11 protein-coding genes are annotated in these 12,919 nt (G+C 47.2%); 1 reads left to right on the top strand and 10 read right to left on the bottom strand.

Features of this window, described 5'->3' with window-relative positions; genetic code table 11:
- Positions 1-162 precede the first annotated feature (162 nt).
- From Q4488_RS06545 to pilM, 8 genes are read right to left on the bottom strand one after another with little or no spacing between them, the layout of a single operon-like run.
- Complete coding sequence (locus Q4488_RS06545; RefSeq protein ID WP_303579670.1) at positions 163-1,749, bottom strand: SPOR domain-containing protein; 1,587 nt, start codon at positions 1,747-1,749, stop codon at positions 163-165.
- Between the two features lie 13 nt (positions 1,750-1,762).
- Positions 1,763-2,839, bottom strand: a complete 1,077-nt coding sequence (gene aroB / locus Q4488_RS06540; RefSeq protein WP_303579669.1) for a 3-dehydroquinate synthase — start codon at positions 2,837-2,839, stop codon at positions 1,763-1,765.
- 13 nt (positions 2,840-2,852) lie between these two features.
- The gene (gene aroK, locus Q4488_RS06535; protein WP_303579668.1) at positions 2,853-3,371 is read right to left on the bottom strand and encodes a shikimate kinase AroK; all 519 of its coding nucleotides are present in this window, start codon (positions 3,369-3,371) and stop codon (positions 2,853-2,855) included.
- A gap of 10 nt (positions 3,372-3,381) precedes the next feature.
- Positions 3,382-5,475 (bottom strand): type IV pilus secretin PilQ, encoded by a 2,094-nt coding sequence (gene pilQ, locus Q4488_RS06530; protein WP_303579667.1) that lies wholly within the window; start codon positions 5,473-5,475, stop codon positions 3,382-3,384.
- 20 nt (positions 5,476-5,495) lie between these two features.
- Positions 5,496-6,044 carry a pilus assembly protein PilP gene (locus Q4488_RS06525; RefSeq protein WP_303579666.1) on the bottom strand — a complete coding sequence of 183 codons (549 nt, stop codon included), beginning with the start codon at positions 6,042-6,044 and terminating at the stop codon, positions 5,496-5,498.
- Positions 6,028-6,630: a type 4a pilus biogenesis protein PilO gene (locus Q4488_RS06520; RefSeq protein WP_303579665.1), complete on the bottom strand. Its 603-nt coding sequence runs from the start codon at positions 6,628-6,630 to the stop codon at positions 6,028-6,030. The genes Q4488_RS06525 and Q4488_RS06520 overlap by 17 nt, the downstream gene beginning before the upstream one ends.
- 2 nt (positions 6,631-6,632) lie before the next feature.
- On the bottom strand, positions 6,633-7,181 hold the full coding sequence (locus Q4488_RS06515; RefSeq protein ID WP_303579664.1) for a PilN domain-containing protein: 549 nt from the start codon (positions 7,179-7,181) through the stop codon (positions 6,633-6,635).
- Positions 7,182-7,186: 5 nt separating this feature from the next.
- Positions 7,187-8,248 carry a type IV pilus assembly protein PilM gene (pilM, locus tag Q4488_RS06510; RefSeq protein ID WP_303579663.1) on the bottom strand — a complete coding sequence of 354 codons (1,062 nt, stop codon included), beginning with the start codon at positions 8,246-8,248 and terminating at the stop codon, positions 7,187-7,189.
- 154 nt (positions 8,249-8,402) lie between these two features.
- Here pilM and Q4488_RS06505 point away from each other — a divergent pair, with 154 nt between their 5' ends.
- Positions 8,403-10,940 (top strand): penicillin-binding protein 1A, encoded by a 2,538-nt coding sequence (locus tag Q4488_RS06505; protein ID WP_303579662.1) that lies wholly within the window; start codon positions 8,403-8,405, stop codon positions 10,938-10,940.
- A gap of 69 nt (positions 10,941-11,009) precedes the next feature.
- Here Q4488_RS06505 and Q4488_RS06500 read toward each other — a convergent pair whose 3' ends face one another.
- Together Q4488_RS06500 and rpmE are read right to left on the bottom strand one after the other, a co-directional pair.
- Positions 11,010-12,281, bottom strand: coding sequence for a malic enzyme-like NAD(P)-binding protein (locus Q4488_RS06500; RefSeq protein WP_303579661.1), 1,272 nt, complete (start codon positions 12,279-12,281; stop codon positions 11,010-11,012).
- 278 nt (positions 12,282-12,559) lie between these two features.
- Positions 12,560-12,775 (bottom strand): 50S ribosomal protein L31, encoded by a 216-nt coding sequence (rpmE, locus tag Q4488_RS06495; RefSeq protein ID WP_303579660.1) that lies wholly within the window; start codon positions 12,773-12,775, stop codon positions 12,560-12,562.
- Positions 12,776-12,919: the final 144 nt, after the last annotated feature.

Here is a 12,919-nt window from a genome sequence, read left to right as displayed (position 1 = left end):
CCAAAAAGTTCTTGTTTATCAATATATTGCATCCACAACATTCCAGCTACAATTGTCAATGCAGGGAAAAAGGGACAGGTATTTTACACAGCGAGGGTAGGAAGGACAAATTATAAGCAAGACAGACTATATTTTTGTTTACCGAGGTAAGACAAAAAAATTCTATTTTCTGGTCGCTATATCCGCCTGAATCCCCTGAATCGTCCTCGCCCAAGGCTTCAGCTTAGTCAGTGCTGAAGGGAGTACAGCCACGGCAGTGTGCGCGGCATTACGGTCTTTATACTGACCATAGACTACCACAAACCAAGGCTTATTTTTGTAACGGGTTTGAAACATATAAAACTTTTGCGGCTCTGCCTGAGCACGAATAAACTTCTCTGCACTACTACGCTGCCCCGCACCCAGCATCTGCAAGGTATAACCGGTAGCAGGCCAACTCATCAGCATTTGCTCAGCCTCGGTCAATTTTTCCGCACGAGTAGCGGCGACAGAGGGCTTAGCTGAGGCGACGGTTTTGACTGTTTTAGCCGCCTCAACTTTAGCGATGGGCTCGGCCGAGGGCGTCACTTGAGTCTTCTCCGCTGGCACCGCTGGCTGCGGCGGCTTGATCACCGGCTCTGACGGCTCGACAGCATCGACTTTCGCAACAGAGCTATCAGCCATCAGCGCGCTAGCTGATGCCACGCTCGGCGGCGTCACCTTGGTTACAACATCCTGCTGTTGTGCTGTTGCAGCCTTCGATGCGGCGACAGAGGAGGACGCCGCCAATGTTTCACGATAGCTCGGCTGCGGCTGAATACCATCATCGCTGCCCCATGATTCAGATCCCGCCATCACTGGCTCCGCCTCAACTGGTACCTGAATTTCTACCTGCGTTCTAGTTTTAGCCACGTCACTCTCTGGCCAATACAGCCATAAGCTACTCAACAGCAAGACCAGCATTAGCGCCGCCATACCAGCATAATGGGTACGCGTCAGAGAAACCGATGGCAGCGTTTTTTTCACTGTCCCCGAACGAAATAACTGTTCAGTTTGCTGATTTAGCCTTCCAGGATAGCCTTCGGAGGCCGTATAAATGGCCTGTAGCTGTTTTTCATTGAGAGAGGTCGCAGCACTATATCGTTGCAGCAGATAACTACGGGCTTCGGTGAACGTAAACGGCTCGAGCACCAACTGATGTACCTGAGCGTCTAATAACTCATACTCATCATACGCTTGTAGCTGCGCCAGAAAATCCTCGCCTACCGCCATTAACAGATGAGGTTTGAGCGGTAACCCTTGCGCCTCACTTAACATCTGCAGTAACAACTGAATCGCGGGCTTTTCCAGCTCATCCGCATTATCAATGATAATAACCCATTGAATATGCTCTGCAGCCATCACCTGAGCAAAACTGTAAATGGCATTGAGCATCGCTTGATTATCCGCCTGAATATCAAGCTCAGGACTGAGCTGCTCACTCAACGACACGAGTAAACCATTCAAGCTAGACGTCTGCCGCCCATCGATGGCACAGATCCTTAGCGTACGGTCGCTTTGCGCCGCCTGCAATTGCCGAATCAGTACCGTTTTACCGGCGCCTGAGGGCCCCGACACTAATAACAAAAAATCACTAAAGCGACTCAGATGTTCGAGTTTTTCCAACATCTGTAAGCGCGATGATGGCTCAAAAAAGAAACCCTTCCGCTGCTCTGCCTGCAAGAAAGCATCGGTCAGCGCTGCAACGCTATTTGTTTCAACTTCTGCCATCTGCACGCCCCTTTTAAGCTGTGAAGTGCTTTAACGTTTGTCGCAATGCCTGTGGATCAAATTGATCAGTCACAACCGCCGCTCCCAGTTCGCGCAGTAAAATCAAGCGTAGCTGACCATCAATCACTTTTTTATCCACAGCCATTAACGCCATAAACTCATCGGCCGTCATGCCTTCTGGCGCAGCAATCGGTAGATTCGCCGCTTGCATTATACGTACCACGCGTTGATAAGCGTCATGATTGATCCAACCCAAGCGTCTTGATAGATCGGCAGCCATCACCGTACCGACAGCAACAGCCTCGCCGTGCAACCAATTCCCATAACCTTGACAAGACTCGATCGCATGACCAAAGGTATGACCTAGATTCAAGAGTGCCCGCACGCCGGCTTCTTTTTCATCCTGCGCCACCACTTCAGCTTTCAACTCGCAAGAACGATAGATAGCATGACTCAATAATGCATTATCACGCGCAATCAATCCCTGCATATTATTCTCAAGCCAATCGAGAAAGCCTGCATCATAGACTAGTCCATACTTAATCACTTCTGCCAGCCCCGCCGATAACTCACGATCAGGCAGCGTAGCCAATACATCAACACTCGCCAGTACGACCTGCGGCTGATGAAAAGCGCCAATCATGTTTTTACCTAGTGGATGATTAACACCTGTCTTCCCGCCCACAGAGGAATCGACTTGAGACAGCAAGGTTGTCGGTATTTGTATAAAATTAACACCTCGTTGATAGCTGGCTGCAGCAAACCCCGTCATATCGCCGATAACACCACCACCGAGTGCGATCAGCGTCGTGGTACGATTATGTCGTTGAGTTAATAAGCCGTCATACACTACCGTCAGTTGATCTAACGTTTTAAATTGCTCGCCATCCGGCAGAATAACTTCATCCACCTGAATCGCGGGTAAAACCGCCTTCAATTGATCGAGATACAAAGGGGCCACCGTCTCGTTACTGACGATCAACACCTGATTACCCTTAATATAGGGTGCCAAATATTCACGACGAAACAGGTCTGTGCCAATAAAAATAGGGTATGAGCGATCAGCAAGCTCTACATTTAACGTTTGCATGGAGGGGCTATCTCTATTTGATAATTTGCTGTGCACGAAGCTCCGTCAGTATATCAGTAACCACTGCTTTAGGGTTACGTCGCTCGGTATCTACCACAACATCGGCCACCTGCAAATAAAGCGGGTGACGCTCTTCCATCAATGTTTTTAACACCGTTTCAGGATCAGAGGTTTGCAGTAGCGGCCGGTTTTTATCCCGTGCCGTCCGTTCCAACTGCTGCGCTACCGAAGCCTGAAGATAGACAACGGTTCCTCGGCCCTGAAGGTTTGATCGATTTTCCGAACGCAACACTGCACCACCACCGGTGGCTAACACCTGATTATCTTCAGCACTCAGCTGATCAATAATCTTAGCTTCCCGATCACGAAAGCCGGTCTCGCCCTCAACATCGAAAATCCAAGGAATATCGGCCCCCGCAAGTTCCTCGATGACTTTATCCGAATCTACAAAACTTAATTTTAATTCTTGGGAAAGAAGACGCCCTATGGTGCTTTTTCCAGCACCCATAGGGCCAATTAGAAATATATTCAATACAACAACCTTATTGAGCTGACAGAGACTCTTTTATCAGCTTAGGCGTGATAAAAATCAGCAACTCTGTTTTTGAATTTGACGTCGACTTATTTCGAAACAGCGCACCAAGCACGGGAAGATCGCCCAGCAATGGGGTTTTATTCACCGTATTCGATGTTTCATTCTCAAATACTCCTCCTAACACAATGGTTTGACCATCAGGTACGACAACTGAGGTTTCTAATAGGTTTTTAATGATACTAATTTCACCATTGGACAATGTTTCACCGACGGAATCTTTCTTAATCACTAAGTCCATGGCGATACGATCACCCGGGTTAATCCGAGGCGTCACCTCCAGTGATAGCACGACATCTTTAAACTCGGTATCCGTGTCGCCATCATCATCGGTTGTAACATAGGGGATTTCACTACCCGATTCAATCAAAGCCACCTTACCATTGGTGGTTACAACCTTAGGTTGAGACACTACCTCAATACGCCCATCGGACTCTAGGGCAGATAGTTCCAGCTGCAACAGCGCACTGTTCGATGCCAGTCCAATCGCTACGGACGCTGGCGAGGTCGCGTTAGCCCCCAGATCGACCATTAAGCCACTCGGAATAGTACCTGGTGTAGATACATCTGAAATACTGCTACCGATTGAGATCGCATTACCCGAAGAATCGGTATCCCCGTAGCCAAGCCCCCAACTCACCCCTAGATCTTTTGATACGGTCGTATTGGCTGTCACCAAACGTGCTTCAATCAACACCTGTGCCACTTCAGTATCAAAGCGACGCAAGGTTGAACGAATCTCTTCCATACGACTGGCGGTTTCCCGCACCATCAACACGTTAGTTTCATCATCCGCCAGAATAAGACCTCTTTCTGAGATCAGTTTCGCCTCATTCAGACGCGACACCATATCGGATGCTTTACGAAAGTCCACCTGAATAAACTCAGTTCGTAATGGTGCTAATTCTTCCACCTGCTTACTGCTTTCCAACTCGATACGTTCACGCTCAGAAATCTCTTCAGCGGTACCAATGAGCAATACATTACCCATTTCACGCTTATCGAGCTTGTTGGTATTCAAAATAAGATCCAACGCCTGATCCCAAGGTACATTTTTCAAACGCAGGGTAATATTACCGCCGACATTATCGCTGACCACCAAGTTCATTTCAGCCACTTCTGCGAGAATCTGTAGCACCGAGCGCACTTCTACATTCTGGAAATCCAGATCAATACGTTCGCCATTATACGGGAAGCGCTCTTCTTCGATACGATCCTGTTCTGCCTGAGTAATGGGTTTCAGATCGACTACCAACTGATTATTGGTCTGATAAACCATGTAATCATAAGGCTCAGCTGACGGTTTAATTAAAATAGAAACATTTTCACCCGACGCCATTGAGTCGATAAACATAACAGGGGTTGCAAAGTCTTGTACATCGATACGGTTCTGCATGCCGGCAGACAGATCCACGCCCAGCAAGTTTACGACAACATTATTACCCTCTTCTATAACATCGACACCCGCTCGATCATCCGTCAATGATACAACTACTCGGCCCGCACCGTCAGCGGTACGCTCGAAATCAACACCTCGCACGCGGGTTTTATCAGATTGTACTGGCTGAGCCCTAGAATCCGATGTCACCGCTTGACTAACCTGCGTGGTCTGCTGTTTTAACATCTCACGATCACCAACGGTCAAAAACAGACTATTACCATCAGTGCGACTCTCAAAAGCAGAGGCTTCGAACAGATCCACAACCACTCTCAAGCGACCCGCTACCTGAGCGAAGTTAACCTTATCGACATTACCATTTTCAACGCTCAACATGCGCGTATCTTGAGCATTTTCCACCCCCCACATATCGAGCACTATTCGAGCGGGGCTATTCGTCATATAAGATTTGGGCAACGCGGGCGGCATATCAAAGTCAAAACGTATCTCAAGCTTATTATCCGGCAATGAAACAAAGGAGGATTCCATTAATTTTGCATCTGCGGCCATCGCATTGATAGTCAGCATCCACAACCCGATGACCATTCCCGCCATCTTAGCGAGAGCGGAGTACGTCAGTTTACCCGCCTGAATATTTTTATTCACAGTATTCACCATCATCGTCATCAGTCCATCACCACGCTACGGGGGCGTCTCATCCAACCGCCCCGCCCATTTGTAACAATCTCAATGAGCTCAACATTATCACTGTTAACAGCAACAACTTTGCCGTAATCCAGTCCCATATAATCACCGACAGATATGCGGTGCACTTCTCCCTTCTTATCCTTGATTAGCGCCCAGCGGGAACCATTTGCACTCATATTGATACTGCCAACCATGGAAAGGTTATCCAGTGAGAACGTCTCAAGGTAAGTTCGTTCACGATCGATATCCGGCTTAATACCGCTATCAGCCCCAGCGGTAGCACCCTCTTCTGTATCGATTGTAATGATTGAAATTAATGGCTTGAATGGGCTGCGCATACTCGCCCCTTCATAGACAAAGCTATGATAGGGCTTAAATTCAGGCAACGGCTCCACTTTGGCAACTTTTTTCTGTTTCTCTTGCGCAACAAAGCTACGCAGATCACTGACATCTTCAATCCAGACACAGCCACCGAGAAAGATCGGCACTAGAATCAGAAAACGCAAAACTTTACTTGGTATCATCATAGCGATAAGTCTTTGCACTAATTGTCATATCCAGCTGACCTCCAGCAGGATTTATACTGTAATCATGGAGTGTCACGATCCGTGGGATTGCGGCAACACCACTAACGAACTGCCCCATTTGATGGTATGTACCACTTACCTTGATATTAATCGGCAGTTCGATGAAAATTTCATTGCGCTTCTCACCCGCCAGTGAAATAGACTGAATATCTAAACCACTCGAACGACCAATCTCAGTGATATCTTCTAGCAGCCCTGGCACTTCTTTTTCGGTTGGCAATTGTTTTAAGAGTTCAGAAAAACGTCCCTGCACATCAGCCATCTGCTCACGAAGCTGATCAAGACTCGCCACCTGCATTGTTTTAATCGAAACCTGCTGTTTAAGCCCCGCTTCCTGACGCACTTCCCGCTCTAAATTCTTCTCTTTATCGGTAATGTAAAAGTAGACACCGGCTCCGACGACCAAAGAGAATACCAACAAGTAGGTGATTGCTTTAACACCCACCGGCCAACTGCCGGCCATATTAAAATCAAGGTTATCCGCATCAAACCCTTTAAAACTATTTTTCAGCGCATCCATCGACATAATCAGTTTACCTCTTCCAACGAGGGCTTCAATACGGGAACACTCAGGTTGAATTTTTTCATCTGACCATCATTAGCAACCGTGGAAAGATTCGGCTCACCAAACCAGATACTGGCATAAATACGTCGCATGAGATTGGAAACGTCATCACTTTTCTCGGCCAAACCCGCCAAACTGATAGCGTCGCCAGTACGCTTAAGCGTCAGATAATGCACTCCGTCAGGTAAAACCCTCACCATCTCATCGAAACTTCTCACAATCAAAGGCCGTGTACCTTGAAGCTCTTGAATTGCATTTAATCGATCAATGAGTCGTGCGCGCTGCAATTTTAGTTTTTTAATATCGGCCAATTGCTTATCCAACTGACTAATTTCTTGCTGTAGGAAATTATTCCGTGTTTTTTGTCGATCGGTTTGCATATCGATATAAAAACCGATCAAAAACACCACAACAGCAGCAAAAAATGCAGCAGCGACCAAGTTCACAACAAACTGCTTTTGCCTTTCGGCAGCCAATTCTTCGCGCCAGGCCCTTAAGTTAATCCTTGCCATAGTCGCTACCCTTCAAAACTTCGTAACGCAAGGCCACATGCTTTCACCAGTGTAGGAGCATCCTGACTCAGCCGACCTGCATTTATTTTCGAAGCTAAATCCATTCCTGCAAATGGATTAGCAACCTCAACTTCAACTCCAACTTCAGCTTGCATCTGCGCAGCCAAGCCTTCAATCGCCGCCACACCCCCTAAAATATAAAGTTTACTCAACTCATTATGAGGGCCTGATGAATAGAAAAACTGAAGCGAGCGAGACACTTGTTGCGATACGGTACTACGAAATGGCAAAACAACATTTTGCTTTAACTCATCAGACAGCTCATCATTGCGTAGCAGGTGTTCAACTTCGCCAGCCTCTAAACCCGACTGCTGATGAATCAAGTTACTCAAATCATTGCCGCCAAACGCCTGTTCTCGGTCATACACAATGTTACCGTCTTTGAATACATTCAGCGTGAGTGTGGATGCGCCGATATCAACCAAACCCACCAATCTATCTTCTCGCTCATCGCCTTTTTCCAGCAGCGACACGACTCGCTCGGAAGCAAAGCGATCGACATCAACCACTTCGCACTTTAAACCACTGCTATTGAGAGCGTCTTCGCGCATCTCGACATCATCACGGCGACAGGCAACTAATAAAATATCATTGAGCTCAGGACTCCCCTCCACTGGGCCTAGCACTTCAAAATCTAGGGCAATTTCATTCAGCGGGTAGGGTATAAAACGATCTGCTTCGAGCTTAACCTGCTCTTCCAACTCAAAATCAGTGAAGGCACTATTGAGTTGAATCGTTTTGGTAATAACGGCCGAAGAAGGCACCGCGGCAACGCAGGTTGTTAGCCCACCACCACAGATTTTCAGCCCCTTTTCAACGGCTTCAGCGACCTGCGCAGTATCCTGAATGCTGCTATCAATAACAGCGGATGACGGTAAAGGTACAATCGCATAAGAGTCGAGACGTAATCCCTTACCTCGTCTGGAGAGTGCCACCATTTTTATCGAAGAGGAGCCGATATCGATGCCGACCCATCCTTTTTCCTGTTTGCTAAGAAAGCTAAGCACAGTAAATTATCCTTAAAAAATCCCGCAAAAACCGACCTACATTGACTCTAGCGCGGTTTCATTAAAAATTAAACCACTGTTTCACTAGTGGATGATACTTTCTTACAGATATAATAACTCGGCAACAAAAAAATTAACTTTATATAACTTATACATGAAACTATTGATATCGCTAGTTAAGATCGGCTTAAAATTAACAACATTAGGTGTTTTTATCGGCTGCCTTGCCTTAGCCGCTGCCTATTATTATTACGCACCAAAACTTCCCGATGTCGAAACACTACGCGATGTTCAGTTACAAACACCGTTGCGAGTTTACTCTGACGACAACAAATTAATTTCAGAGTTTGGTGAAAAGCGTCGCTCACCCATCAGCTTTAGTCAAATTCCTCAAGACTATATTAACGCCCTACTTGCCGCCGAAGACCGAAATTTTTTTAACCACATCGGTATTGATATTAAAGGCCTATTTCGTGCTGTTTTCCAGTTAGCCAGCACCGGTCGAATTCAAAGTGGCGGTAGCACCATCACGATGCAAGTAGCAAAAAACTATTTCCTTACTCGAGAACGCTCTTTTGTCCGTAAATTCAACGAGATACTACTTTCTTTACAGATAGAACAAGAGCTAACCAAAGAGGAAATCTTCGAACTCTACATCAACAAAATTTACCTCGGCCATCGCTCCTACGGCATCCAAGCGGCAGCTAATATTTATTACGGCAAAAACATCGATGAACTTAGTTTAGCTCAAATAGCCATGATTGCAGGGCTGCCCAAAGCGCCTTCAGCATACAACCCAATCACTAATCCCGAACGCGCAACGGAACGCCGCAATTGGATTCTGAAGCGCATGCATAGCCTCAGCTTTATTAACGATGAAGACTACAATACAGCTAAAAACGAACCCGTAACGGCAGAGTATCATGGCACACAGATTGAACTATATGCCCCTTTTGTTGCAGAAATGGTTCGCAATGAGCTATATCAATATTTCGACGAAGGCTTATACACCAATGGACTTCGAGTCTATACGACGCTGAATAGCAAGATGCAAGCGGCAGCCAATCAAGCGATGGAAAACGGTTTATTAGCCTATACCGAAAGACATGGTTATTTTGGTGCAGAAAAAACCGCCGCCGTAACCGACTTAAGTGAAGCAAACATTCTCGCAACATTAAACAAACAGCGCACCTTCGGCTCACTACAACCCGCTATCGTTATCAATACCGATCAGCAGCAAGCACAGATATTTATTAAAGATCACGGCTTAACAACTCTCACATGGGACAGCATGCAATGGGCGCGTGAATACAAAGGCCCTAACCGACTTGGCCGTCAACCAACACTTGCCAGCGATATTCTCTCCTCCGGCGACCTAATTAGAGTCCGTCCTGACAGCCAAGATCACTGGTTCCTCACGCAAATCCCTCGAGTTGAAGGCGCCTTCACCGCGCTATCACCTAAAAACGGCGCATTACGCGCGCTGGTTGGTGGCTTTAATTTCAACCATAATAAATTCAACCGAGCAACTCAGGCCAAACGTCAACCGGGATCAAACCTTAAACCCTTTATCTACGCCTCCGCGCTTGAACAAGGCTATACCCCCGCGACATTGATTAACGATGCCCCCGTGGTGTTCCATGATAACAATCTTGAGTCTAACTGGAGGCCACAAAACTACAGCAAAAAGTTTTATGGCCCAACCCGCTTGAGAGAAGCGCTCTATAAATCAAGAAATCTAGTCTCTATTCGTATCCTAAGATCAATTGGCATCGATACAGCGACCGAATTTCTCAGCCGCTTTGGCTTCGACAAAGACCGCCTTCCGAACAACCTATCACTCTCCCTCGGCAGTGCAGATATCACTCCTCTCGAGCTAGTGACCGGCTACGCAGGCCTCGCCAATCAAGGCTTTAAGGTAACGCCGTACTTTATTGAGCGCATTGAAGACAGTGACGGCAAGATACTCTATCAAGCACAGCCTGCCACCGTCTGTACTGACTGCGTTTATTTTCCAAACCCCTCAGCAGCGCCCGCCGATTTCACTCTCATCGCCTCTCAAGCAGACGAAAATAGCGATACCTCAGCCGCAGCAGTCGCCGCTAACGTTGTCACGATGAGCGAATCAACAACGCCATTAACAACGCGAGCAGACGCCGCGCCCACACAACTAGCAGGCCAACAAGTCACTAACCTACCCATTGCCGAGCGCATCATGCCGCCACATGCTGCCTACATGATCTATAGCATCATGCAAGATGTCATCACCCGAGGCACCGGCCGACGCGCTCAGGTACTTAAACGGTCGGATTTAGCCGGTAAAACAGGAACCACCAACGATCAAAAAGATGCTTGGTTCTCCGGCTTCAACCAAGACATTGTCGCCACCGCATGGGTTGGCTTCGATCAACCGACAACCTTAGGTCGTCGCGAATTTGGCGGCACTGCAGCTCTGCCCATCTGGATAGACTTCATGGAGACCGCCTTAGCAAACTCGCCAGACCAGCCAGTCACACAGCCTGATGGACTCGTGAGTATCCGCATCGATCCAGAGACAGGCTTACTCGCTTACCCTGGGCAAGAGAACGCCATCTTCGAAATTTTCCCAGAAAAGAGTGTGCCGACCGAAACCGCCAGAAACCCTCTACAGCCCAACAACATCGGTACAACCCGAACGGAAGACATCTTCTAAGCAGCTAAATAGGTAATATGAGGACACAAAAAAACCGGCATTCGCCGGTTTTTTTATTACCACCATCGCTTAACGCTTAAGTAACGCATCAACCGTGGTCAGTGGATAATGAGCGGGCAATGGCAGACGCGCAACACCCGAATCGATCGCCGCTTGCGCCACCGCTTCAGAGACAACGCCCAGCAGGCGCGCATCGGTTGGCTTAGGAATAATGTACTGAGGACCAAACTCCAGAGCATCCAGTTCATATGCATCCAGCACATCCTGAGGAACTGGCTCTTTAGTCAGCCCAGCCAAAGCAAGAACGGCGGCCGCTTTCATCTCTTCGTTGATAGCCGATGCACGTACATCCAGCGCACCACGGAAGATGAATGGAAAACCTAATACGTTATTAACCTGATTAGGGTAGTCAGAACGACCGGTCGCCATAATCACATCATCACGTACAGAGTGAGCCAATTCTGGCGTAATTTCTGGGTCAGGGTTAGCACAGGCAAACACGACCGGTGTTGGTGCCATCTTAGCTAACTGCTCTGCACTCAGCAGATTAGGACCGGACAGACCAACAAAAACATCCGCACCGTCAATCGCATCATCCAACGTACGCTTATCAGTCTCAGACGCGAACGCCGCTTTCTGCGGAGTCAGGTTTTCACGACCGGAGTGAATCACACCGGTGCGATCGATCATATAGATATTTTCAACCTTAGCCCCCATATTAACGAGTAACGTCATACAAGCATTGGCTGCGGCGCCTGCACCCAGACAGACAATTTTAGCGTCTTCCAGTGTCTTACCAGCGATTTCTAGTGCGTTAATCATACCCGCTGCCGTAACGATCGCAGTACCGTGCTGATCATCATGGAAAACCGGAATATTACAACGCTCGATCAAAGCGCGCTCAACCTCAAAACACTCAGGTGCTTTGATATCTTCAAGGTTAATACCGCCAAAAGTATCGGCAATACGTGCAACCGTGTCGATTAAGGCTTGAGGGCTCTCAGAATCAACTTCGATATCAACAGAATCAATTCCGGCAAAGCGTTTAAAGAGTAGCGACTTTCCTTCCATAACCGGCTTGGATGCCAGCGGCCCAAGATCACCAAGACCCAAAATGGCAGAACCATTCGTAATAACAGCTACCAGATTACCTTTAGCCGTATAGCGGTAGGCATTATCAGGGTTTTCTGCAATAGCGCGCACAGGCTCAGCAACACCGGGGCTATAAGCCAAGGCCAAATCACGAGCAGACTCAGCAGGGGTTGTCAGTTCAACACTGATCTTACCTGGGTGAGGGAACTCGTGATAATCGAGTGCAGCTTGTTTCATATCTTCAGACATGGTCGCGGTTCCAACTTAGTTATAGAAATTCGGACTTGGGATCATATAGAAAAGATTCCCGCCCCTCAACCGGCTAAATAGCTCATATCCCTGAAAAATTATCGATATTCAGTGCATTTAGTACTACTTTAGCGCCATTGAATAGAACAAATACAAGAAAAAACGCGTTAAAAAAGGTAATATAACCAGTTATTTTAACGTTTAGTAAAAATCAGCCTAAATTGATCAGAAACAAAAAAGGCATCCCAAAGGATGCCTTTTTAGTTACAAAGTCGGTATTACTTTTTAAGGCCACGGCCGCCGAAACGCTTGTTGAAGCGATCAACACGACCACCGGTAGTCGCATCTTTCTGCTTACCGGTATAGAACGGGTGGCACTGACTGCAAACATCGAGATTAATATCTTTAGCAACAGTCGAACGTGTTTTAACAACGTTACCACAAGAACAGGTTGCACTGATCTCTACGTATTCTGGATGGATATCTTTTTTCATTGGAACCTCAGTTGTTTTGTATGCCGCCACCTGATCTATTGCCAGGCACCGCATGCAGGCTGCGCCGATTAAGCAAAGCCTTATAGGATTAAGGGCGGGCATTATACGCACAGTTTTATGCCCCAGCAAGCGTTTACTCAAAGA

Source organism: Amphritea sp. 1_MG-2023 (genome assembly GCF_030547545.1).
Taxonomy (GTDB): Bacteria; Pseudomonadota; Gammaproteobacteria; order Pseudomonadales; family Balneatricaceae; genus Amphritea.
This window is presented reverse-complemented; position numbering and strand designations above follow the sequence as displayed.